18 protein-coding genes and 1 pseudogene (1 of these 19 only partly in view) are annotated in these 24,582 nt (G+C 63.9%); 8 read left to right on the forward strand and 11 right to left on the reverse strand.

Annotation, left to right across the window (positions count from 1 at the left end; translation table 11 throughout):
* The 3 genes from MLB1_RS04595 to MLB1_RS04605 all read right to left on the reverse strand — a co-directional run.
* Positions 1-5,457 carry the 5' end (the start) of a non-ribosomal peptide synthase/polyketide synthase gene (locus MLB1_RS04595; RefSeq protein WP_180748504.1) on the reverse strand. Its footprint begins 25,638 nt before the window's first position, so only the first 5,457 of its 31,095 coding nucleotides appear in the window; it begins with the start codon at positions 5,455-5,457; its stop codon lies beyond the left edge, outside the window.
* A gap of 876 nt (positions 5,458-6,333) precedes the next feature.
* Complete coding sequence (locus tag MLB1_RS04600; protein ID WP_255485590.1) at positions 6,334-7,437, reverse strand: Rieske 2Fe-2S domain-containing protein; 1,104 nt, start codon at positions 7,435-7,437, stop codon at positions 6,334-6,336.
* A gap of 137 nt (positions 7,438-7,574) precedes the next feature.
* On the reverse strand, positions 7,575-9,242 hold the full coding sequence (locus tag MLB1_RS04605; protein WP_180748506.1) for an AMP-binding protein: 1,668 nt from the start codon (positions 9,240-9,242) through the stop codon (positions 7,575-7,577).
* A gap of 284 nt (positions 9,243-9,526) precedes the next feature.
* Here MLB1_RS04605 and MLB1_RS04610 point away from each other — a divergent pair, with 284 nt between their 5' ends.
* The 3 genes from MLB1_RS04610 to MLB1_RS04620 are packed head-to-tail and all read left to right on the forward strand — an operon-like array spanning position 9,527 to position 13,175.
* Positions 9,527-11,149, forward strand: coding sequence for an acyl-CoA carboxylase subunit beta (locus MLB1_RS04610; protein WP_180748507.1), 1,623 nt, complete (start codon positions 9,527-9,529; stop codon positions 11,147-11,149).
* A gap of 23 nt (positions 11,150-11,172) precedes the next feature.
* Positions 11,173-11,445 (forward strand): acyl-CoA carboxylase epsilon subunit, encoded by a 273-nt coding sequence (locus MLB1_RS04615; protein ID WP_180748508.1) that lies wholly within the window; start codon positions 11,173-11,175, stop codon positions 11,443-11,445.
* Between the two features lie 32 nt (positions 11,446-11,477).
* The gene (locus tag MLB1_RS04620; protein WP_180748509.1) at positions 11,478-13,175 is read left to right on the forward strand and encodes a Maf-like protein; all 1,698 of its coding nucleotides are present in this window, start codon (positions 11,478-11,480) and stop codon (positions 13,173-13,175) included.
* On the opposite strand, the gene MLB1_RS04625 is transcribed toward MLB1_RS04620, so the two are convergent.
* A complete protein-coding gene (locus tag MLB1_RS04625; RefSeq protein WP_180748510.1) occupies positions 13,172-13,828 on the reverse strand; it encodes a TetR/AcrR family transcriptional regulator in 657 nt (218 codons plus the stop codon). The two genes, MLB1_RS04620 and MLB1_RS04625, sit on opposite strands and share 4 nt — an antisense overlap.
* A 72-nt stretch (positions 13,829-13,900) precedes the next feature.
* Between MLB1_RS04625 and MLB1_RS04630 the strand changes: the two genes are divergently transcribed.
* A complete protein-coding gene (locus tag MLB1_RS04630) occupies positions 13,901-14,614 on the forward strand; it encodes a dienelactone hydrolase family protein (RefSeq protein ID WP_180748511.1) in 714 nt (237 codons plus the stop codon).
* Positions 14,611-15,363, forward strand: a complete 753-nt coding sequence (locus MLB1_RS04635; RefSeq protein ID WP_180748512.1) for a methyltransferase domain-containing protein — start codon at positions 14,611-14,613, stop codon at positions 15,361-15,363. Before MLB1_RS04630 ends, MLB1_RS04635 begins: the two co-directional genes overlap by 4 nt.
* Here MLB1_RS04635 and MLB1_RS04640 read toward each other — a convergent pair.
* Genes MLB1_RS04640 through MLB1_RS04660 form a run of 5 tightly spaced genes read right to left on the reverse strand, consistent with a single transcriptional unit; the run spans position 15,360 to position 19,767 of the window.
* A complete protein-coding gene (locus tag MLB1_RS04640; RefSeq protein ID WP_180748513.1) occupies positions 15,360-16,742 on the reverse strand; it encodes a gluconate:H+ symporter in 1,383 nt (460 codons plus the stop codon). The two genes, MLB1_RS04635 and MLB1_RS04640, sit on opposite strands and share 4 nt — an antisense overlap.
* Positions 16,739-17,218: a gluconokinase gene (locus tag MLB1_RS04645; RefSeq protein ID WP_180749691.1), complete on the reverse strand. Its 480-nt coding sequence runs from the start codon at positions 17,216-17,218 to the stop codon at positions 16,739-16,741. The genes MLB1_RS04640 and MLB1_RS04645 overlap by 4 nt, the downstream gene beginning before the upstream one ends.
* Positions 17,219-17,244: 26 nt before the next feature.
* Positions 17,245-18,510, reverse strand: coding sequence for an acyl-CoA dehydrogenase family protein (locus MLB1_RS04650; protein WP_180748514.1), 1,266 nt, complete (start codon positions 18,508-18,510; stop codon positions 17,245-17,247).
* 16 nt (positions 18,511-18,526) lie between these two features.
* Positions 18,527-19,516: a phosphotransferase family protein gene (locus tag MLB1_RS04655; RefSeq protein ID WP_180748515.1), complete on the reverse strand. Its 990-nt coding sequence runs from the start codon at positions 19,514-19,516 to the stop codon at positions 18,527-18,529.
* Positions 19,513-19,767 carry a hypothetical protein gene (locus MLB1_RS04660; RefSeq protein WP_180748516.1) on the reverse strand — a complete coding sequence of 85 codons (255 nt, stop codon included), beginning with the start codon at positions 19,765-19,767 and terminating at the stop codon, positions 19,513-19,515. The genes MLB1_RS04655 and MLB1_RS04660 overlap by 4 nt, the downstream gene beginning before the upstream one ends.
* Before the next feature lie 71 nt (positions 19,768-19,838).
* Between MLB1_RS04660 and MLB1_RS04665 the strand changes: the two genes are divergently transcribed.
* Positions 19,839-20,837, forward strand: coding sequence for an LLM class flavin-dependent oxidoreductase (locus MLB1_RS04665; RefSeq protein WP_180748517.1), 999 nt, complete (start codon positions 19,839-19,841; stop codon positions 20,835-20,837).
* A gap of 213 nt (positions 20,838-21,050) precedes the next feature.
* Here the strand turns inward: MLB1_RS04665 and MLB1_RS04670 are convergent, their stop codons facing one another.
* Positions 21,051-21,710: a TetR/AcrR family transcriptional regulator gene (locus tag MLB1_RS04670; RefSeq protein WP_180748518.1), complete on the reverse strand. Its 660-nt coding sequence runs from the start codon at positions 21,708-21,710 to the stop codon at positions 21,051-21,053.
* A 54-nt stretch (positions 21,711-21,764) separates the two neighbouring features.
* On the opposite strand from MLB1_RS04670, the gene MLB1_RS04675 reads away from it, so the two are divergent.
* Entirely contained in the window at positions 21,765-22,811 is a 1,047-nt protein-coding gene (locus MLB1_RS04675) for an oxygenase MpaB family protein (RefSeq protein ID WP_180748519.1), read from the forward strand.
* 47 nt (positions 22,812-22,858) lie between these two features.
* Positions 22,859-23,013: pseudogene (locus MLB1_RS04680) on the forward strand (NAD(P)-dependent oxidoreductase); the annotation flags it as partial.
* Here the strand turns inward: MLB1_RS04680 and MLB1_RS04685 are convergent.
* A complete protein-coding gene (locus MLB1_RS04685) occupies positions 22,968-24,485 on the reverse strand; it encodes a hypothetical protein (RefSeq protein WP_180748520.1) in 1,518 nt (505 codons plus the stop codon). The pseudogene MLB1_RS04680 and the gene MLB1_RS04685 sit on opposite strands and share 46 nt — an antisense overlap.
* Between the last annotated feature and the right edge of the window lie 97 nt (positions 24,486-24,582).

A 24,582-nucleotide genomic window follows, 5' to 3' on the forward strand; every position in this document is an offset into this window, starting at 1 on the left:
CAGGTGCTGATGCTCAAGTGTGTCGTTGTGGGCCTTCTGCAGCTGCGCAAGTAGGTCTGCGGTGGTCGTAGTGGCGGTGATGTTGGCGCGTACCGGAACCGTGTTGATCAACAAGCCCACCATCGATTCCGCGTTGGCCACCTCCAGCTGACCGACGCGCGACCGGGGGGTTCCGAAGACGACATCTTGTTGACCGGTCAACAAGGTCAGCACCATCGCCCAGGCGCCCTGCAGCACCGTGCTGAGGGTGGTGCGGCAGGAGCGCGCCAGTTCGCCGAGGGCTCGTGTGGTCTGCTCGGATACCCGGGACGTCTCAAATCCCCGCTGCCCCTGCCCCAACCGATTCTTGGGTCCGACCAGTGTGGGAGCTTCGAGTCCGCCCAACACCTCACCCCACGCCTCGCGAGCCGCCTCCAGATCCCGATCGGCCAACCAGGTGAGAAACGCGCGATACGACCCGGCCGCGGCCAGCCGCTGTCCGTAGTAGCTCGCGAAGATCTCCCGCAGGAGGATCGGCAGCGACCACCCGTCGAGCAGGATGTGGTGACTGGTCAGCACGAACCGATGCCGACACTCCTCGATACGGATTAACGCGGCCCGAAACGCGGATTGGCGCGCGAGGTCACACACCGCGGCACGTTCGGCGCCACACACCTGCGCGATCAGCTCATCCGTTTCCGTGTCGCCGCCACCGAGATCGACATATCGCCACTGCACTGCGGGATGAGCCGGAATTACCTGCACCGGCTCCTCGAACTGTTGGCTGAACAGGGCCGCCAGGTGTGGGTGCCGACCGACGACGGTGCGCATCGCATCGTGTAGACGGTCGGGGTCCAGCGGGCCGGTCAGGGTGAAATCCAGCTGGACCGCGTACATATCGTCCCCGGCCTGCGCGGTGCCGGCGTGGAACAACAGCCCCCGCTGCAACGGGGTCAACGGCAAAATATCGGCTACGTCATATTTCCGTTGCAGCTCGTCGATCTGCAACTGGCTCAGCCGCGCGGGTGCAATATCGGACGGCGTCAGACCACCTCCACCGGACCGCACGTGAGTGCAGATTCCGGCCAGCGCCTCGAACCACAGCCTACTGAGCCGGGTGACCTGCGCCTCGTCGAGAATCGAGGTCGCCCAAGTCCATTCGGCATGCAAGCACGGGCCGGAGCCGGTGTCTATCGCGCCCGCATTGAGCTCGACGGTGTGCATCAACGGCATCGGTACCGCCTCGGCGGTGCCGATTGCCGACAGCCCATCATGATGGATTCGCCAGCCGTCGCCGAAGAATCCGGCCGCCGCCCCCAAACGTCCCAGGTAGTTGAAGGCGATCGACGGGTCGCCCCCCTCCAGATCGACATCGTCGTTGAGGTAGCGCAACAATCCATAGGTCAGCCCGTGCGGAAGCGCGCGAAGCTGCTCTTTGGCACCCTTGATCACCGCCCCGAGCGCCGCCTCACCCGCCACCACCTGCGCCCAGCACAATCCCGAAACAGATAGCGACACTGGATACTTGGTGGTGAACCAGCCGACGGTATGCGATAGGTCAAGGTCCGGGCTCAGTTCCTCGTGCCGCCCGTGGCCTTCGACGTCGATCCCGATCGCAGCATCACGGTCGCCCAGGAACTCCGCCCACGCCAACCCGAAGGCGATCAACAGGATGTCTTGCGCCCTGGTATGAAACGCCACCGGCACCTCGCCCAGAAGGATTCCGGTGGTCTCGGAATCCAGTTCCACCGACAAACGTCCAGCGGTGGCGTAGGTGTCCGCCCCGGGATCCGCCGCGGGCAATGCGGCAGGTGTCGCCGTCACCTCCCTCCAGGCGCCCACCTGCTTGACAACATCCGGCCGGCTCGCGTGCTCGGTCAACACCGATGCCCACCGGGCAAACGACGTCCCGGCGGCGGGTAGCACCACCGGCTGTCCCGAACGATGCTGCGCCCAGGCAATATTCAAGTCTTCCAACAAGATCAACCAGGACACCGCATCAACGGCAAGGTGGTGAATGATCAACACCAGCTGGCAGGGGGACTCGACCCACAGGGCGCTCAGCATCAGCCCGGCCGCCGGGTTCAACCGTGACCGCGCCTCCTGTAATGCCTTGTCGGACAGCTCGTCCACCGACCGCAGACGTCTACGGGCATCCACCGAGCCCACTTCCGGTACCTGCAGTGACCAGCCGCCTACCTCGTCGTGATCCACACGCAGCCGCAACATTGCATGACGATCCAGCAAAGCCTGCAACATGGTCACCACATCGACCTCGCCGACCCCGGCCGGAGCCTGCACCAGCACCGCCTGGTTGAACTCGTCGGTTGGTCCATCCACCGCTGCTAGCCAGCGCATGATGGGTACGGCCAGCACGGGCCCGATACCCTCGTCGATCACGTGAGCTCCGCTGTCGGTGACACTGGCCACTCTGGCCAGCCGCGCCACGGTCTGCTCCACGAAGATGTCTCGTGGGCGACACGTCAGACCCGCTGCCCGCGCCCGCGTCACCACCTGCACCGACAAGATGCTGTCGCCACCAAGCTCGAAGAAGGATTCGTCGACCCCCACTCGCTCGAGCCCGAGCACCTCGGCATAGATGCCCGCCAGGATCTCCTCGATCGCATCGCCCGGGGCGCGATACTCGCCCGCGCTGTATTCGGGTGTCGGCAGCGCACGTACATCAAGCTTGCCGTTGACGGTCATGGGCAGCGTTTCCAGCGCCACCACCATGGCCGGCACCATGTAGTCCGGTAGCCGTTTGACCAGCGCTCCGCGCGCCTCGGCGGGGTCCGCCGACCCGGTGATGTAGCCGACCAGCCGCTTGTTGCCCGGACGGTCCTCGCGAGCGATCACCACTGCCGCCTCCACGCCGTCCAACTCGGCGAGAGCGGATTGGATCTCACCCAGTTCGATGCGATACCCACGAACCTTGACCTGCTCATCGGCGCGACCGAGATAGTCCAGCTGTCCGTCGGCACGCCAACGCACCAGGTCCCCGGTGCGGTACATCCGATGGCCCGGCCTCCCGAACGCGCAGGCCACGAATCGCGACGCGGTCAAGCCGACCCGACCCACGTAGCCGACCCCGACTCCGGCACCGGCCACATACAGCTCACCGATCACCCCGGCGGGTACCGGCCGCAGCCACTCGTCCAGCACGAACAATGCCGCCCGGGGTACCGGCGAGCCAATCGGAGGAGTACCTGACCCCGCATTCAGGGGCGCACTGATCGACGCACAGATCATCGTCTCGCTGGGACCGTACGCATTGACCATCACCCGCCCCGGTGCCCACCGATCCACCACATCCGGTGGGCAGGCCTCCGCACCAATCACCAACGCCGTCGAATCCAGCCCCAGCGGCGATAACGCCTGTACCGCCGAGGGAGTTTGACTCAGGACCGTGACCTTCTCGGCCACCAGCAAGGCGTGAAGATCCTCCGGTGCGCGGGTCACTTCTTCGGGAACCACCACGAGCCGCCCGCCACGCAGTAACGCGCCCCAGACCTCCCACACCGAAAAATCGAAAGAATAGGAGTGACTCTGCGACCACACCCCGGCGGGCGGCAGTATCAGATCCAACGATGCAAACAGCTGCGTCACGTTACGGTGAGTGATCGCAATACCTTTAGGCACACCGGTGGTACCGGAGGTATAGATCAGGTAGGCAAGATCGTCGGGGGTCGGCGCCGGGGGCGCCGTGCCGGCTTGGTTATCCACGGCAGGGTCGTCGACATCGACGAGTGGCAGCTCGAATCCAACGAACCGGTCGGCCAGATCTTTGGTGCTCACCACCGCGGTTGGACCGGCATCAGCGACCATAAATGCGATCCGCTCGGCCGGCAGTGCCGGGTCGATCGGCAGATATGCCGCCCCCGACTTGAGCACCGCCAGGATTGCCACGACCGCCTCTGCAGACCGCGGCAACATCAACGCCACATACCGCCCCGGTCCCACACCTTGGGCAATCAATAAGTGCGCCAACCGATTAGCCGATCCATCCAGTTCACGGTAGGTCAACGACCGGCCCTGGAAAGTCAGCGCCGTCGCATCCGGGGTGCGAGCCACCTGCGCGGAAAACAACTCCGGAACCGACATCGCGCCGGCCGCAGGTTCGGTCAGCACCGCGAGGTTACCGACCTCATCCAGGCGCGCGCGCTCGTCGGCGCCCAGCAGATCCATCGCCGACAGCCGCCGATCCGGATCGGCGGCCATTGTCACCAGCAGCCGCTCCAATCGAGCCACCAGATCCGCAGCATCAAAATTCGAAAAGGGCTGTCCGGCACCCACTGTGCTCAAGAAGTGCTCATCACCGAACCCAAGGAAGAACAGGCCAAAATGCCCCACCGGGCCGAAGGTCGTGTAGGTAGCGGTTGCCGGTACACCACCGAAATCCAAGGTGAGTCTTGCCGGCACGAAATTGACGACTACCCGATTGGGCACCTGCCTCGGGCCACGAGAGTCGCTCTCGCCGATAACCGCGTTCACCGGAAAACGTTGATGCCGCAGTGCCTCCCGGGCCTTCCTGTCGACCTGATGGCAAAAATCGGCCACCGTAGCTTCCGGGCCCGCATTCAAGACCAGTGGCACCACACCGGCGAGCATGCCCGGACGGACCTTTGACGCCGGATCCACTCTTCGGCTTACCGGGAAGTCCAGTACTACCTCATCCGAACCGTCAGCACTCCATCCACGTACCAAGAGCGCGCACGCCGCGGTCAGCACGGATGATCTACGGACCCGTAGAGCCTTGGACAGCTCCTTGACCCGTCCGATTACGGCGGAGTCCAGTTGGACCGGGGCGGAGGGCGAATACGGATCCTGCTCGTCGGCGATCTGCGGCGGCCGATAACCCGTTTCATCCCCCGAGGGCAGGTTCCCGGCCCAATAGTCCCGGTCTTCCACGTAGTCGGTGGACGCCACGTAGTCCGCCTCGCCGGCGACGAAATCCTGTAGCGAGCCGAAGAAGGCGGGAGAAATAGCGATGCCCGCGGCAAGCGCGGAGTAGACAGCCGCAATCCGCCTTCCCACCAGGGCGATACCCAACCCATCGATGATGATGTGGTGGAGACACCCGAACCAGTAGTACTCATCGTCTCGTGTTCGGAACAACGCGAATTTGACCAGCGGGCCGGTGAGCGGCATCGGTGTCCGTTGGATCGACGCCGCCATGCCGCGAGCTTCCTGCGTCGGATCTCCCGATTCCCTCAGGTCATAGCAGGCCATATCCACATCGGGCTCATCAATGACCCTCTGGAAGACCTTGCCATCCACCTCGAAGATGCCGGCCCTCATCGATTCGGCCTCGCCCACCACGTGACGAATCGCCTGCTGGAGCAGGCCACTCTCGACCGCTCCCTCGATCCGTACCAGCACACCCAACTGCCACGCCGTATCGAAGCGCCCTGTTTGTAGCGCAAGCCATATATCCAGTTGTTCTCGCGTTAGCGGAAACGCCCGGTCATCGAGTTCCACTGAGACCTCCCAGCTTTACCGTGCCGCTCATGCCCAGGCGGTCTGCGCATCGCCGACCCTGCGCACGCCGCCCTGCACCTGCCATCCCCGAACGGATGGAGCTTCGCCGATCGCCCTTCGTGTCTAGACAGCTAACTCGATAGCGCTACACGCGACCCGAATACAGTTGCAGCACTGCATGATTAATCGCTCCGGCAAACCAGAGCGCCAACCAGTCCACTTGCACTCAGTGTTGGATCTTGATGTCACATATGACGATCTAACAGCTGCTCGTTGTACCCCGCCAGAAATTTGCGAAACTTTCAGGCCAGATACAGGTAATTAGGGGCTCAGGATTCGTCGGCGAACGGCTACCGCACGCCCACGAATGGCCTCACATCGCATTCTCGGCGCGAGTGACTGTGTAGCGATCCGTGCCCAGAATTCCGTTCTCACATAAGAGATTCCCGAATCCCACGCGTGTCTCACTAGCCAGCTAAACAACGTCGACTGAGGGCACCGCCGAGCGCTCCCCGCGGACACGTTGCACCGTCTCTCTTCCTGCCCCAGGAGCAACACGGCAGTGTTTGCTAATCGGGTCACAGTCGACGCAGTCGTTTGCCCAATCGAGGTTGTCGCCATGGCTGACACGAACGTCGAATCGCGTCGTGTTTGTAGCTGAAAGCATCCGGCCCATCATTACCGAGCGGCGCCACCTGGCCTATCCGTACAGCGGATCCCATCGCCTGGCTACATCATGGGGACGACTTCCGAATAACTGTCTACTTGCCCGAGGGTCAGCGCGAAATTGTTGTGCAACGCAAGGATTCGTACCGCCCGAAAATGACGTGGCGATGACACTTGGCGGCACTTAATCCGGAGCGCCTCGGCCTCGCCCTACTGCACGACTGAGTGCGCGGCAGCCCGCTCGGCGAGATTTTCTTCGACCTCGTGCACCCACACCCCATGGGCGTGCGTGGTGTCCACCTCTATCTCGAACCGCTCCGTCATATCCGGGGTGACATCGGCCAGGTCCACATAGAACTGCTCATACCAGCGGCGGTGCTGGTAAACGGCGCCGTCCTCCTGGGTGAGCAACGGATTGTCGATTCGCGTCTTATTCTTCCAGATCTCGACGTCTTCCAGGAACCCGTCACCGAACGACATGGCCAGCGCCGCGGCCAGCTTCTTGGCGTTCTCCGGTGGCAGGTCGGGCATCTCCTGAATGGCAACGCCCCACTGCAGGACAAAGGAATCGTGCGTCACCGGGTAGTGGCAGTTGATGAGCGCCACTTCGACGGTGAATCCGGGGCCGAGATCGTTGTGGATCCAGTCGATCATGTACGCCGGCCCGAAGTAGGTGGCCTCGGACCGCACACCCGTTCCTTCCCAAAGCTTTTCGGGATCGGGGACGTAATCGGGCCGCGGCTTGGACTCCATGAACTGACTGGCCGTCTGCCCCTCGATGACGTTCTTGAAGTACGTCGGGTAGGCGTGGTGGATGTAGAAGAAGTGCGCCATGTCGACATTGTTGTCGACGATCTCGCGGCAGTGCGATCCTTCGATGAGAATCGAATTCCATTGCCATGACGACCATTTGCCCTCTCCGTAGCCGTCAATCGTCGGCGGCGCCAGCTCGGGCGGCGGCACCGTACCCTCCGGGTCGTGCCACACCAGCAGCTGTCCGTTCACCTCAAGGGTGGGCCAGCTGCGAGTGCGGGCCAATTTGGGGGTGCGCTTGGCATACGGCACCAGCTTGCACTTGCCGTCGCCACCCCAACGCCAGTCGTGGAACGGACAGGCCACGTTGCCGTCCTTGATGGTGCCCTGCGAGAGGTCACCGCCCATGTGCCGGCAATAGGCATCCAGAACGTGTAACGCCCGCGCGGCGTCGCTGTAGACCACGAGTTTGGTACCGAACGCTTCGATACCGTGCGGCTCCCCGTCACGAAACGACTCCGCCAATCCGAGACAGTGCCATCCCCTAGCAAACCGGTTCATCGCTGTGCCACTGTCGATTTCGCGGATCGCGTCGTCAGTCTGTATTGAATGATCTTCGCGCAAGCTGGGGGTACCTCCCACTTGTGGGGGCCTCATCGCGGGGGCCTCCCCTTCGGACCTGTCTCCAATACTGCGCGCTACAGCAGCCGGTGTCGCCCATATGCCCTGAATTGAGCATCGAGTGCATTTTTGTCCTGCGGCCGCATCCGTTCGAACACCGGATCGCCGCGTCCCTCCCACCGCAGCACTGCGTCCTCGCAGTGCCAACGCTGCTCCTTCAACTCGCGTTTGAGCACCTTGTTGGATCCCGTGACCGGCAGGCTCGCCGATACCCGCAAGAACCGCGGGATTCCCTTGCTCCCCAAGTCTTCCTGCGTCTTGAGAAACTCACTGAATCCCTCGGCGTCGAACTCGGCCGGATCGGCGACCTCGATGGCAGCCATCACACGATCGCCAGAACGAGGGTCTGGTACCGCGTAGACACCCGCCGCGATCACGGCGGGGTGGCGCCGCAGCACCCGTTCGATGGTCAGCGCCGAGGTGTTCTCGCCGTCGACCCGGATCCAGTCGCCGCGCCGGCCGGCGAAATAGATGAACCCGGCCGCATCGAGGTAGCCCAGGTCGCCGGTCCAGTACCACCCGTCGCGAATGCGGTCGGCGTCGGCATCGTCATTCTTGTAGTAGCCCTCAAAACCGCGCCGTCCCTGTTTGTCGACGATCTCGCCGACCGCCTCGTCGACATTGAGTACACGTCCATGCTCATCGAATACCGCCGCGGCACAGTCTTGTAACGTCTCCGGATCCACGATGGCCACGCCCTCGTGCGCCGGACGTCCCAGTGCGCCGGACGGCGTCTCGGGGTCGAGCGTGACCGCTCCCCCGCCCTCGCTGGATCCGTAGCCCTCGAACAGTTCCGCGCCGAACCGTCGTCGAAACTCAGACTGATCCTCCGGCGAAGCCTCGGTGCCGAATCCTCGCACCAGCTGGTTGTCGGCGTCATCGGGCTGCTCCGGGGTCGCCAACAGGTACCCGAGCGCCTTGCCGACGTAGGTGAAGAACGTCGCGCCGAAATACCTGACATCGGGCAGAAAACGCGATGCCGAGAAGGTGGGCGTCAGGCATACCGTGGCACCGTTGGCCAGTGCGGGAGCCCACAACGCCATCAGTGCGTTCCCGTGGAACAGCGGCATACAGCAGTAGTCGATATCGCGGCGGATATGCCCGAATTTCTCGGTGGCCAAGTGCGCGATCTGCGCCAGCCGTCCCTGGCTGCATTTCACCGCCTTGGAGGCGCCGGTCGTGCCGGAGGTGAACAGCAGCAGGAACAACGAATCGGCACCCACCCCAACGGAAACCGTCGCCGCGGTGCGGTTCTCGTCGAGCCGGGCGAGGTACTGGGGGCTGTCGATCACCAGAAACCGATCTTCGGCAAGGCCGAGATCGAGATGCTGGAGCCGGTCGAGGTGTTCGGTGTCGGTGACGATCAGCTGACAGTCGGTGTGACGAATCTCGGCCACCATCTCCGCTGCGCCGCGCGTGGGGTTGATACCGACGATGGTGGCCCCGGTCAGCGCGGCACCGCCCAGCCAGAAGACGAAGTCAGGAAGGTTCTCCAACAGCACGCCGATATGAAAGGGGCCCTCGACCCTCAGCTTCTGCGCGAGCGCGGCCCGTGCGGCGGATTCGCCGACGACCTCGTCCCAGGTCCAGTCGCGGTCCCGGGTGCGCAACCCTGGGTTGTTATCGCCGATCCGGTCGAGGAGCATCGTGGCGATATCGGCGCGCGGTGTGGAAGCGTCGGGCATATCGCCGATGATGCACCCATCAGGTGCCGGTACTCATCGGGCACGAGCTTGGTGATGCTCTGCGCCACGGCGCCCGGATAGATCTGCTTGAGAAACCCGCGGTGACGACATCGCGCTGGTCGAAATGGGACACGATCGTGAAGACAGAGTCAGCGCCCAGTCCGGGCTGTTTGTCCATCTCGTTCTATGTACTTCGATCCAGAACTTCTATTCGACAAAATTTCTGAGAACTCTCTAAGGCCCGTGCGCGTTCTGCCGGGTGGCGCGCGATAGCATCGGTGACCATGACCGAAGCCACGGCCACCACCGAGCCGGATATCCACACCACCGCGGGCAAGCTTGCCGATCTGCGTCGGCGTACCGAGGAAACACTGCATCCGGTTGGTGAGGTCGCCGTCGAGAAGATCCACGCCAAGGGCAAGCTGACCGCCCGCGAGCGCATCTCCGCGCTGCTCGACGAGGGCTCGTTTGTGGAGCTGGACGCGCTGGCCAAGCACCGCAGCACCAAATTCGGCCTGGAGTCCAAGCGGCCGCTCGGCGACGGTGTGGTCACCGGCTTCGGCACCATCGACGGCCGCGATGTCTGCATCTTCAGCCAGGACGTCTCGGTATTCGGCGGCAGCCTCGGTGAGGTGTACGGAGAGAAGATAGTCAAGGTGCAGCAGCTGGCCCTCAAGACCGGCCGCCCGCTGATCGGCATCAACGAGGGCGCTGGTGCCCGCATCCAGGAGGGTGTCGTCTCCCTCGGCCTGTACAGCCAGATCTTTCACAACAACATCATCGCCTCGGGCGTGATCCCGCAGATCTCGCTGATCATGGGGCCGGCCGCCGGTGGGCATGTGTACTCCCCCGCGCTAACCGACTTCATCGTCATGGTCGACCAGACCAGCCAGATGTTCATCACCGGGCCTGACGTCATCAAGACCGTCACCGGCGAAGACGTCACCATGGAGGAGCTTGGCGGCGCCCACACCCACGAGGCCAAGTCCGGTACCACGCACTACGTCGCCTCTGGCGAGCAGGATGCCTTCGACTACGTCCGCGACCTGCTGAGCTACCTGCCCTCGAACAACGCCTCCGAGCCGCCGCGCCATCCCGGCCCCGAACCGACCGACGGCGCCATTGAGGACCACCTCACCGAAGAAGACCTCGAGCTGGACACGCTGATCCCAGACTCCCCAAACCAGCCGTACGACATGCACGAGGTCATCACCCGCATCCTCGACGATGACGAGTTCCTCGAAGTGCAGGCCGGCTACGCGCAGAACATCGTCATCGGATTCGGACGCGTCGACGGCCGCAGCGTCGGCATCGTCGCCAACCAGCCCACCCAGTTCGCCGGCTGCCTAGACATCAACGCCTCGGAGAAAGCCGCGCGGTTCATCCGGACCTGCGACTGCTTCGGCATCCCGATCATCACCCTGGTGGATGTGCCCGGGTTTCTGCCCGGTACCGAGCAGGAGTACAACGGCATCATCCGCCGCGGCGCCAAGCTGCTGTACGCCTACGGCGAAGCCACCGTCCCGAAGATCACCGTCATCACCCGTAAGGCCTATGGCGGGGCGTATTGCGTGATGGGATCGAAGGACATGGGCGCCGATGTCAACGTCGCCTGGCCCACCGCGCAGATCGCCGTCATGGGCGCCTCGGGTGCGGTCGGGTTCGTGTACCGCTCCCAGCTGGGCGAGGCCGCCAAGAGCGGTGAGGATGTCGACGCCCTCCGCCTGCAGCTGCAGGCGGAGTACGAGGACACCCTGGTGAACCCGTACGTCGCCGCCGAGCGCGGATACGTCGACGCGGTCATCCCGCCGTCACATACCCGCGGTTACATCGTGACGGCACTGCGCCTGCTCGACCGCAAGATCGTGCGGCTCCCACCGAAGAAGCACGGAAACATCCCGCTATGAGTCAAGAGAGCGCGGAGGACCACGTGACTGACGAAGCCACAGAGATCATTTCCGCCGAACAGGGGCCCGGCACCGAGGACAAGGTCAAGGCCGCCGACATCGAGGTGGTCAGGGGCAACCCGGCCGATGCGGAGATCGCGGCCCTGGTCGCGGCGCTCAGTGCGCTGGCCTCCAAGGCCGAAGCCGAGAGTCTCACGACGCACAACCGCTGGGGCCAACCCGTCGACAAGCTGCGGTATAGCGCACACAGCTGGCAGCTGGTCACCCTGCTCCAGCGCACAAAGCTGGCCCGCTAGACGCTGTCTCGCTAGAGAATCGGAGACCGGCTGTGCCTGTTCTAGTTCTGGCGTCCGCATCGCCCGCCCGCGAACGGATCTTGGAGCAGGCCGGTCTCAACCCGGTCGTCATCGTGTCGCACGTCGACGAACATCTCGTCATGGCGACGCAGCCCTCGGGTATCGCACCGGCCCGCGCCGTCGAGGTGCTGGCCTCCGCCAAGGCCTTTGATGTCGCTTCCGGCCTTGCCGGCGAAGTCGCCTCCGATGCGGTGGTGCTGGGCTGCGATTCCATGCTCCTGCTCGACGGCTCGTTACAGGGCAAGCCGGGCACCGTCGAGGAGGCGCGCCGCCGCTGGGGGCTGATGGCCGGGCGTTCGGCCGAGCTGCTGACCGGGCACTGCCTGATACGGGTCATCGACGGTAAACCGGTCGCGCGAGTCAGTGAAACACGTTCGACTACAGTGCATTTCGGTAGCCCCTCGGCAGAGGACCTCGACGCGTATCTGGCCACCGGCGAGCCGCTGCAGGTGGCCGGTGCATTCACTCTCGACGGCCTGGGCAGCTGGTTCGTCGAGGGGATCGACGGCGATCCGTCGAATGTCATCGGCGTCAGTGCGCCCCTGGTCGGCCGGATGCTGAACAACCTTGGCGTGCCCGTGTCGTCGTTGTGGGTGCGGCACGAAAAACATCTGCCACCCAAGCCGTTCCACCCCGATACGCCCACCGTCACGCCGCTGCCCCCGCGCATGGTTCCCGTATTCGATTCACTTGTCATGATCGGGCCAACCCAGCAGCAGGTCTTCAAGGACGCCCACGGCAACCCGATCCCGCATATGCCGTCCGTCAATGCCAGCTTCCAAACCGTATGCAGTGATGACTCGTTCGATCTCGGGGTGCACACCAACCGGGGAGCCTGCCTCTGGACGGGCGATTACCTGAACACGGGAGACGGAATCCAGCTGATTCCGGTCGACCCCGCGGAGCCTTCGGTCGCCTTGGGTGGACGTTCCAAACCCCTTGCGCTGCCGTCGGATGCGCAGGACGGCGCCCGGCTGCTACCCACCGGATCGGCGGAATTGGCGCACCGGTCATTGTTGTTCGCCTCGTGCATTCCGTCTCCTGGATGCAGCACCTTCGTGTCGGCGAATACCACTGTGTATGACGTGAGCGAGCCGGGTAAAGCCTCGTACCGGCCGATGGGTGTCATGGTCGGTGTCTCACAACCGAGTGGTGTTTCGATGCCCGGCCGACGGATGCTGGTGGCCGGGAACATCGGAACCGGGCCCTGGGCACCCCGATTTGCTTGGCTCACACCGCCGATCGATAATCCGGCGTTCCTGGACTCGTCGGCGTGGGAGAAGATCGGACAGATCGACGGTGGTGGCGACCGCGAGAATCAGTTGTTCGCTCTACCCGCAGGCGGATTCGGACTGCTTGATTCCAACGGCGCCGGCGACGCGCACATCGGACTCAAACTGTTCCGAACTCCGCAGGAACTGGTCAGCGCACCGATGACGGTGCTGATCCGCAACGATCCGTCGGACCCTCGGCCCGATGATCCGTTCATCTCCAGGGATGCGCACAAGCTGCTACAGCCCTACGGACCACAAGTGGTCAATGTGACCATGAATGCCGACGGCACTCAGACTCTGCATTTCCTTGTGAGCCAATGGGTTACCGACCCCACCCGCGCGTACCGCACCATCCTCTACTCGATCGTGCTCACCCCGGAGTATCTGAGTATTTAACCCTCGCCGAATATTTCGGGGCGCGCTGCCAGAGCGCGCCAGTCCTCCGGCGTGCCTAGCAGTGCGAGCGCACTGCGCAGCATCGCCGCGCGCACGGCCGGACGGCCGGTACGCGGCGTCGAGAGGTACCGATAGCAGCCCGCCTGCATGCTGGCCAGCAGCACACCCAAGGTCTCCACCCCGGGTGCGGGCCTGCCGCTGGCGACCAGAGCCTGCCGCAGCACCTCGATGAGACGTTCTTCGTATGCTGCCCGCAGCTGACGCGCGGGTGAGGCCGGGTCGTGTTGTTCGATATGGAAGACAAGCCATGAGTCGCGGCCGCGTTCGGCCGTCTCGAGATACGCGTCAAGACCCGCACTCGCCTTCTCGATCAAATCGCCGCCGGCATTCACAACCGGCCCCCACTGCGTCAGCAGCTGTTGCTGGCTGTCCATCACCAAGGCTGTGATCACCTGCGCCACACCGTCGAAGAAGGCATAGAAGGTCGGTTTTGACAGTTCTGCGCGCTCGGCAATACGGGCGACCGTAGTGCCCCGGTAGCCGTGTTCGGCATAGACACCGCCGGCCGCGGCCAGAATACGTGCGCGTGTCCTGGCCCGCTGTTCGTCGGTCTGGGGCGGACGGCCCCTGGACCTCCGGGGATTGACAGCCATCGCTGCGCAGCCTACCTTTCATTTAATTTTACATCTGAGTAAGATTATTACAGCACTGGAGGCCGGGAAGGCATGACCGAGGTACACATCCCTACGCCCAACGGCGAGATCAGCGCCATTCTGGAGACACCCGCCGGTGCGGGCCCCTGGCCGGCGGTAGTGGTGCTCCATGACATCAGCGGATCCACCCCCGACCTGCGGCGCATCACCAAGAACGTGGCCGCGAACGGCTACGTTGCACTGGCGCCCAACCTGTATTCACGCGGCCGGATCCGCTGCATCACAAGAGTCTTGACCAATCTCGCCACCCGGCACGGCAAGGCAGTCGAAGAGGTGCTGGCCGCCCGCGACTACGTGCGGGCACTGCCGTACACCACATCCGCGGTGGCAGTCGCGGGCTTCTGCATGGGCGGCGGTTTCGCCTTGATCACCGCAACAAAGGGATTCGAGGCTGCCGCACCCTTCTACGGCGCAATGCCCGGGCCATACGGGGACCATTTCGAGGAGTCCTGCCCCATCGTCGCGAGTCTGGGCACGCGGGACCCATTCGTGATCCGGGGTGAGCCCCGGTTGCGGAAGGCACTGGACGCTCACGGCATCCCGCACGACATCAAGAAATACAACGCGGGACACAGCTTCGCCAACCAACTGCCGATGCAGCCATTGATGCGCATCGCTGGATTCGGATACTCCCCCGAGGCGGAGGCAGACGCATGGCAGCGGGTCTATGCCTTCTTCGACGAACATCTTCGCAACGACAAAGAACAGCTGCAGGAGGCCGAATGATGACCACCGCGACATTGGACCGAATCCGCGATCTTGTCCGGCCAGACGCGTTGAGCGGCGGCGCGCATTCGGCGGCCGGATACCTGGATCTCCTTCCGCCACCTTCCGATCAACCCCAGCGCGGCGCCCAAATCGCCATGAACAATCCCTTGGTGGCCTCGATCTACCAAGGCCCGTGGCGCTGGAGCCAGACCGTCCTCTACACCGGCATCACTCCGTCGGCCGAACGACGCCGTGCTGCCGAAGCCTTGCAGCTCGGCCCATCGCACCGACTGCTGGACGTCGCCTGTGGTCCCGGGAACTTCACCAAATACTTAGGGCAACAACAGGGGCCAGACGGTCTGGCGATCGGCCTGGACTTCTCCGAACCCATGCTGCAACGCGCGGTCCGGACCAATGTCGCTGACGGAGTCGGCTACCTACGTGCGGATGCCCGCACGCTGCCGTTCGATGACGGGAGCTTTGATGCGGTGTGTTGTTTTGCCGCACTGTATTTGGTGCCCGAACCCTTCAAGGTTCTCGACGCGATGATCCGGGTGCTGGCTCCGGGCGGCCGTATCGCGGTGATGACCAGCTGCACGCGTGGCCCCGTGCTGCTGCGGTCGGTGTCCGCCAAACTGGCAGCGCTGGGCGGCTTACACGGCTTTGATCGCTCGGACATCACCTCGGCGTTGCAGAATGCGGGATTCCAGGACATCGATCAGGAAGTCCGCGGCCTATCACAATTCGTGAGCGCCACGAAGAGTTAGACGAACGCGCTCAGCAGCAGAACCATCAAAAAACCGACGACCGAGATCACCGTTTCCATCACGGACCACGACTTGAGCGTCTGGCCCACAGTCATACCGAAATACTCCTTTACCAACCAGAACCCAGCGTCATTGACGTGGGAGAAGAAGAGCGATCCAGCGCCTATCGCAAGCACCAGCAGCGACACATGCGCGGTGGACATATCGACCGCGAGTGGGGAGACGATACCGGCGGCGGTGATGGTGGCGACGGTGGCCGACCCGGTGGCCAGTCGAATGAGCACGGCGATAAGCCAGCCGAGCAATAGCGCGGGGATCTGCCATTTCTCCGACCAGGCGCTTACGGCGTCCCCGACACCCACCTCGATGAGGGTCTGCTTGAATCCGCCTCCGGCACCGACGATGAAGACGATTCCCGCGATAGGGCCGAGTGACTTCTCGACGATTCCCGAGACACCCACGCGGTCAAGCCCCGAAGCCTTGCCCAGCGTCACCATCGCCACGAGCGTCGCCGCCAACAGCGCTACCAGCGGCGTGCCGGCCGTATCGAAAATCCTCTGCACCAACGATTTCGGATTATCGATCACCACATCGGAGAGGGCCTTCGCCAACATCAGTGCTACCGGAAGCAAGATCGTCGCCAGTACCGCGGCAACACTTGGAGCGGGTCCCGTGCGCTTGGCCTCGGGCGCCGTCGCGGTGGGAATCTCCAGTGGCCCCACCCAGCGTTCCGCCACCCGCGCATAGAGGGGCCCCGCCACGATCAAGGTGGGCACCGCCGCCAGGAGACCAAACGCCAGGGTGACACCCAGATCCGCCTGCAGTGCGTCCACCGCCACCAACGGACCCGGATGCGGCGGAACCAGTCCGTGCAACACAGACAGGCCCGCCAGCGCAGGGATTCCCACCCGCAGCAGTGGCACGTTTCCCCGACGCGCCACCAAGAGCACGATGGGAATCAGCAGCACAACACCCACTTCGAAGAACAAGGGCAACCCCAGCACCGCGGCGATCAACGCCACCGCCCACGGCAGCATGCGCGGACCGGAACGCCGCAGCACGGCATCGGCCACGATGTTGGCCCCGCCGGAATCGGCCAGCAGACGGCCGAGCATCGCTCCCAGACCGATGAGCAGTCCAACGCCGGCGATGGTCGAACCGAACCCTGTAACAAAGGATCCCAGCAGTTTGTCGAATGGAACGCTCGCGGTAGCGGCGAGAGCCCCCGATCCCAGCAGTAGCGCCAGGAACGGATGGATCTTGAGGCGGGTGATCAGCAGGATGATCACCCCGATGCTCAGCACCACCGCGGTGAGTAGTCGAAGATCGCTCGTGGTGTGCGGAATCTTCGACGCCGGGTCGGCAAGAAGCACGTTCATGTGCCGAGCTGCCTCAATGCCTCTGCTACCAGTTCGTCCGGCCCGGTGCCCACGTCCAGTACGGCTCCTCGCTCATCGGGTTGTAGCGGTTCGAGAATGTCGAACTGTGAGTCCAACAATGACGTTGGCATGAAATGTCCGGTGCGATGCGACATCCGGTCACCGATCAGAGTCCGATCCCCGGACAGGTGCACAAAGAAGGCATCGGGACACCCCGTACGAAGAACGTCGCGGTAACGGCGTTTGAGCGCCGAGCAGGTGACTACTCCACCGGTCCCCTCACGTCCCCGGTCTGACATCCATTCGGCAATCCGCTGTAGCCACGGCCATCGGTCTGTGTCTTCCAGTGGGATACCCGCCGACATCTTGGCGATGTTGGCCTCCGGGTGGAAGTCGTCCGCCTCCGCATAGGGCGCATCCAGCCTTTGCGCCAAGAGCCGCGCCACCGTGGTCTTACCGACCCCTGCAACACCCATCACCACAACAACAGGCCTCGCGCGTGTCACTGGACTCCTTTGGGCGCCTTCTGCGTCATGAAGCCGAACATGTATCCGGCTACGCGACGCATTTGGATCTCCTCGGCGCCTTCGGTGATGCGGTAGCGCCGGTGGTGGCGGTAGATGTGTTCGAAGGGCATGTGTCGTGAGTATCCCAGTCCGCCGTGGATCTGCATGGCGCGATCGGCCGCGTCGCAACACAGCCGGTTGGCGATGTAGTTACACATCGACACCTGCTCGGAGACCGAGAACGGGCCATAGGTGTCCATCGACCATGCGGTTTTATGGATCAGTGCGCGCAGCATCTCGCATTGAGTCTGCAGCTCGACGAGCGGAAACTGGATGGCCTGGTTCGACGCCAGTGGTTTCCCAAAGGGCTTGCGTTCCTTGGCATATTCGATCGACCGGTCGATGCAGTGCTGAGCGGCCCCGAGACTGGAGGCGGCCTGCCGAATCCGGTTCTCGTTGAAGAAGTGCTGCACAACACCCAGCCCGTGTCCCTCTCCACCGAATATCGCCGAGTCGGGAACCCGCACATCGGTCAACGAGATGTGGGCGTGGTCGGTGGGCATGTTGAACGTCCACAGGTATTCCTCGACCTTGAAGCCCGGGGCATCCGCGGGCACCAGGAATGCGGTGATGCCATGCCCGTCACCCGGTTCGCCGGAGCTGCGGGCGAAAATCAGGTCGGCGTTGGCAATGTGCACACCGGTGTTCCATGTCTTTTCGCCATTGATAACCCAGCCATCGCCGTCACGGATCGCACTGGTTTCCATATGGGTGGCATCGGAGCCGTGTTCAGGCTCGGTGATGCCGAATGCGAAGAACTTTGTGCCACTGGCGAGTCCCTCGACCCAGTCGGCCTTCTGCTCCGGGGAGCCGTACTCCAGCATGAGCAGCAGCCCCACGTTGTTGCCGACGATGGCGTGCTCGTTCTGCAGGTCGCAGTGCAGTCCGAGGCCACGCCGTGCCAGGTGCTCACGAATGACCGCCATACCCAGGTTGGACCCGTCACGTCCGCCGAATTCCGCAGGGAATGGGTATCGAAGGTGGCCTGCGGCGTCGGCTCGCCGACGGGCCTCGGCGAGCAGCGCCTCCCACTCGCCGTTGGGCAGACCACCACGGTCCCAGTCGGTTCGGGCATCCTCTCGTCGGTGATCGAAGAACCGCATGTTGTCATCGGCCTGTTCGAGCGGCACGATCTCGTGCTCGATGAACTCATCGAGCACGCCGAGATAATCGACGAGCTCTGGCGGGAGTTCAAAATTCATGGAGTCCATTCCCTGTCTATGGTTTGGTCAGCATCAACAAGTCCCACTCGATCTCGGGAATTCGGCGGCCACTGGCGGCCATCACGATGTCCCGCACGCTTCCGTCGAGGTAGGACGCTGTCTGCGCGGCAAGACCCACTCCCCACCACAGCGTGCCGAGCACCTTCCACCACTGGAACCGTTCGGAATCGAAAGTCCCGCCTTCGCCTTCGTACGCTCGCACGAATACGTCACGGCCCGCGAACCCGCCGAACTCGCGGTCGTCCACACCGAACCGCCACATGCGCAGCGCCGACCAGGCCACGTCACGCATGGGGTCACCAAAGCGAGTGGTGCCCTCCCAGTCCAGCACGGCGCGCAGCCCATCCTCGCCGACGATGATGTTGCCGTTGCGAATATCGGTGTGCACCAAGCACCGTCGAGCGGGCGGTCCCGGCATGCGCTCGGTCAGCCAGTAGAGCGTGCGCTGGAACACCGGCCGATCCGGGAGTAGCCCCACGACGCCCTCGCGCATCTGCTCCAACATGACGACCGCGGGCTCGGCCTCTCGATCGCCGGGAAGGTCGGGCGGCGCCATCGCCGGATCGATCCCGTGCAGCCGCCCCATTGCCGCACCGAGCTGGCCCGCCACCAGATCGTCGATCCCCTGGGACTGCACCAGCCGAAGCACCTTGCGCGGCACCGTCTCCCCCGCGATGCGTTCGGAGATCATGAAAGGCGCACCCACATACGACGACTCTGAACAGACACCACGGATCCGTGGAACCGGAACACCGTTGCTACGCGCCAGCTCACGCACCCCGGCCTCACTGCTCACCGGAACCTGCTGCACCACCGCGGGCACAATCGTCGCTACCAGCTCGAGAGTCTCATCCCCGGAAGTGGCGTCCAGCAGCACATTCCGCCGTCGGGCCCCCGCGGAGACACCGACCACACCCGACACCTGAAACGGCTTGCCGAACTCGTCGTGCAGGTAACGGGTCAGCCCTTCGGCCAGGTCGGTCATGCCCCCTCCCACGCGTCGTAGCCGGGTTTAACCACTGCGAGCTCACCTCGAACCGCCTCGACCAGGTCCTCCCAGGTGGGATCTGCGGTAGACGGCGCCGGAACGGTGGTCAGCTCGCGCTGCAGAATCCTGGCGATATTGGCACCGACGCGGGCTCGGTGTACCGAGGACGAGGGCAGCTCGGATTGGAGACCATCGAGCAACTCGGCGAGCGCACCCGCCAGTTCCGCTGCGGTCGGAATATAGGGCACCACCCGTTTGTACCTTCTATGGTGCGTCCCTCGCGGGAATAGCGGAGAAACACCAGGAGTTGCTGTAGATCATGGCGAGACAGGTATCGATTCTGGACCTGGCGCGTGTTGCGCCGGACGAGACCGTGGCCGAGAGCTTCGCCGCTAGCGTCGAGATCGCACGGCACGCCGAAGCGCTGGGGTTTCACCGCGTCTGGTACGCCGAGCACCACAACATGCGGTCCATTGCCTCATCAGCGACGAGCGTGCTGATCGGGCACGTGGCCACCCAGACGTCGACCATCCGACTCGGCGCCGGCGGCATCATGCTGCCCAACCACTCGCCGCTGCAGATCGCCGAGCAGTTCGGCACCCTCGAGACCCTGCACCCGGGACGCATCGACCTCGGCCTCGGCCGCGCTCCGGGGACAGACCAAGTGACTCTCCGCGCATTGCGGCACTCCCCCGCCGACGCCGAGCACTTCCCACAGGACGTCATCGAGCTGCAGGCATATCTGGGTGAACAGAGTCGGGTCCCGGGTGTGACCGCAACCCCGGGGCACGGGACGCATGTGCCGCTCTACATCCTCGGCTCCTCGCTGTTCGGCGCGAAGCTGGCGGCCGTATTGGGCCTGCCCTACGGATTCGCTTCGCATTTCGCGCCGCCCGCCCTGCAGGATGCGATCGCGCTATACCGGCGAGAGTTCCAGCCGTCTGAGCAGTTGCAGGAGTCGTATGTCATCGCGGGGGTGAACGTGATTGCCGCGGACGATGACGCCACCGCGCAGGAGCAGCATCGCGCGGCACTGATAGAACGCGCCAAGCTTTTCCTGCATCGAGGCGGTGGCCCACGCCTCACCGATGACGAGGCGCTCGCCGCTCTCGAGCTCCCTGCTGGACAACAGATTCAGGCGATGACTAAGTACTTCGCCGTCGGGACACCCGACCATGTGGGCGCATACCTGGACAACTTCGCGCAGCTGGCCGACGCCGACGAGCTCATCGTGGTCCCCAACGCGCCCGACCGGAAACTGCAGCTGAGATCGTTGGAGATCGTGGCCGAGGTGAGTGGGCTGACACCGCCCGATTGAATTCACTTCTTTCACAGCCGTTTCAGGGTGCGTTGCCGGTGGGTGTGGTCAGTATTCGATATGAGTTCGATTGGAGTGTTGGGGGGCGGCCCGCCGCCGGATCGCTGACGCCGAGCAGCTGGCACCGCGGTGTGGGTTGACCAGTGAGGTGTTGGCGCCGCAACTGCCGAATGTGGCCGAGGCGTTTCGCCGCGGTGGTCGATCAGACCGGTGTCAGGTGGCCCCAAAATCGTTCTCGGCCACGCCGTGGGTAATGAGCTCACCGATGGTGTGCGCGTGCAGGTGGCGCGCAGATCGGTCCAACTCGCCGCGCAGAACTCGACCCATCGCGGGGATCAAGACACCGACCATCGCATCGGCGACGACGCCGGTGTCAAGGTCGGTCCGCAGAAAGCCTTGCTGCACACCTTGATTCAGATAGTTCGCGGTGACCGCGGCAAGTCCGCCCGACAGTTGTTGTACCGATTCCGGCTTGGCCGCTGGGGCTTCTCTGAGCAGAACGCGGATCAGTACTGGCTCGTCGGCCGCCACATCCAACAACCGTACTGCGACGTCGCTGATCTGACGGGTGAACTCGGCAAGGCTGACCGCAGAGGCAGGGGCGTCCTCCCGCATGGCGTTGAGCATGCGGCGAATCGTGTGTTGCACGATCTCGTCCATCAATTCCGGTTTGCCCGCGAAGTAGCGGTACACCGTGCCCTGGCCGATCCGCAGATGCCCGGCGATGTCGGCCATCCGGGTGTTTGCGTATCCGCGTTGATCGAACACCTCGCAGGCACCGAGCAGGATCTCTTTGCGCCTGCGCTTCGTCAACTCGTCGTCGCGGCTGCCCACCCCGTTGGTCGAGGCAACGCTACGGACTCGGGGGCTCACAGCCTCGATCGTATGCCACGGGGATACGCCGGCAGCCTGTAGTACATTGGCTGAATGAATAGTCAGTCCCCTCATGGGTCAGTGTTCTCGGCGCGGACCGCCGAACAAGTTCCGCTCGATCTGACCGGGCCCGGCACGCCGCTTTACACGATCCTCAGTGACGCCACCGTCGCGTATGCCGGCTTCCCTGCATTCATCTACCTGACCCTGAGCCCCGAAGGAGGCAAAGGCGTAGACGATCACGACCGCATCGCCAAGATCTCCGCACGCGAACAGGTGCGCCTTGAAGACATACTCATCCGCCTGATCGACACGCTGGACCTAACAATCGGCATCGTTTTCGCCGGCGACGAACGACCCGTCGTCGCCCAATCCTTACGTGAATTGCACCGACACATCGAGGGCCACCTGACTAGCGGCCAGCGCTACCACGCCTGGGAACGCGACCTGTGGGCATGGTCCTGGGCCGGCATCATCAAACCGATCATGGACGTCCGCGAACAACTACGCGGATTCGAGTCCGAACAGTTCAAGCAGGACGCCTACACCGGCTTCTTACAGATCGGCGCCCTCATCGGCGTCAAAGGTCTACCGGACACCTACGACGAATTCACCGTCTACTGGGATCAAACTTGGCTGCCATACATCGACACAGAACATGCACAGGCGCCCCACTTCCTGCTGAAGCAGTCCCTCGACCCGTCACCACCCCGGCTCGCACCGTGGTTGCCGCGCGCGGTGTATCTGGCGTTGTCCTGGCCCGTGCGGCACTTCCTGCGAACCAGTCTGCTCATGATCATCCCGCCGGAAATCGAACGGGCGCTCGGCATCTCCCGATCCAGGCTGGACGAACTTTCGATACGGGCGCAACGCAGGTTTTGGCGAATTGTCCCGCCCGTCCTGACCAGTCGTGGAGGTGAAGCGTTCTTCTGGGCCCGCCTCAAATTCGGCAACCCGACCTGGCGCCATGGCCGCCACTACTCCCCGGAGTCGCTCGCCCAGTACCGCAACGACGTCAAAGCCGCACGCCAGAATAACCGCGCCGACCCACCACGCCCCTCAACACGCGGACTACCGCCGCGCCCTCAGTCCACGAGCTAAGGGAACCCCATCGGACCCGAAAATCTGCCAAGAACCTGACACGAGACATCGACGCCAGCGAGGAAGTCGGCGTAGATGCCACACTCTCCCATGCCGCACAGTCGATTTGGCGGCGCGCCATCGACGCGGCGACGAGCGCGGTGAGACCGTCACCACCTACCGGTTGATACGCGGCGACCGATCCGCCGCCGCGGTCAGGTAGCCCCTCGACAATGCGAGCGCGACCGTCACCACGGCGACCAACACATACACCGGCAGCAGATGCTCGAAATGGGTGTATCCGATGGAGAAGTGGACCGCCAGGACCGGCACCGTGCCGAATGCGCACCCGATCAGCAGTGACCACCACACCCAGCGTTCGCCGCGGCGCCAGCCCCACAGACTGATCAGGAGCACCGCCAGCCCGGCACCCATCAACGCACCACCGAAGCCCGCGCGGTCATGTGCGATGAATGGCGGGAGGTGCTGATTGGCGGCGCGCAGCGCCTCGGAGCTGGTACCAAGGAAATCGAGATCGGTCGGTACGAACACCGACGTCAGCCCGACAGTCGAGATCACCGCTCCGGCAACGAATAACCCGCCGCCGACGCCGATCATGAGCAGCTGCCCCCACAGCGCGCGTCGCCGCTGCGCCTCAGGCCCCTCCACGACAGGCGGCCAATGCGGTGTCGAGGGTGCACGCCACACCGCGAGCAGCAGCATGGGAAACAGAATGATCACCACAAGTGTGTGCAGCGGTTCGAGGAATCCCGTCACGAGGAAATAGAAGTATGTCAGGAAGGAGACGAGTCCGGATATCAACAAGGCATTGCGGGCCCAGCGATGCCCTTCCCTGATCCCGCCCCAGGCGAGCCCAAAATACAGAACTCCGATGCCAATCATGTTGCCCGCCATGGTCAGTCGGTCATGCTGCAGAAACCCGACCAGGTGATGGTTCACACCACGCAAGTCGTCCACCGAAAGACCTAGGTAATCGCGGTCGTACCACAACAGCACCGGCCCCAACGCGATGGCGGCGGCCCCGATACCCGCGACGATCAGGCCGACCCCGACCAGCCCGCCCCATACCCACGCGGGCCATCCACGCGGATCGAACCCAATATCGTGCAACCTCTTTGGCGGCGATGTCGATGTCGCGGCCTCGATCACCCGGTTGAACCAGCCCGGTCCGGCGGCGATCAACACCGCAGGTGTGGCCAGCACCGTCGTCGACGGATCGGCCAACGCGCGCACTGCGGTGTCGATCTCGGGTTCAGTGAGCCGCACAGTGCCGCTATCAACAGACGCGGACACCGCGTCGACAAGCGGTGCCACGGCAGCGGCGGCTTCGGGTGTGGCGGCTACGGCAATCACCCGGCACCGGCGATCAGCGGTCGCCTGCCGAATCGTGTCGATATCCGCGAGGCCCACCGGACCGATCTCGATGACGCCGGCTCCCTGTACCGGCAACACCGCAACGGCCTCGCGCGCGATCGATGGCGGGACTGTCGCCCCGAACCGGCCCTTCCATTCCGGTGGAACCGGCGGATGGTCGAACACCCACGGAATCCAGCGCCGGCCGCCGACGCGTGTCACCACCGCCGCCAGTACCTTCATCGCCCACACCCGCGTCCGGCGTCCACCGAAAACCGACGACGCGATAGGGCTTAACGGGTGATATGTCCAGTCCGGCATTGGCGAATTCTCGCACCGCGACCAGCAACGCACCGCAGATCTGAACTCGGTATCCAACTCGGTGAGCCCCGCACTCGCGAACGCGACTAGGCTCCAA

The sequence above is a fragment of the Mycobacteroides sp. LB1 genome (genome assembly GCF_013449725.1).
Lineage (GTDB): Bacteria > Actinomycetota > Actinomycetes > Mycobacteriales > Mycobacteriaceae > Mycobacterium.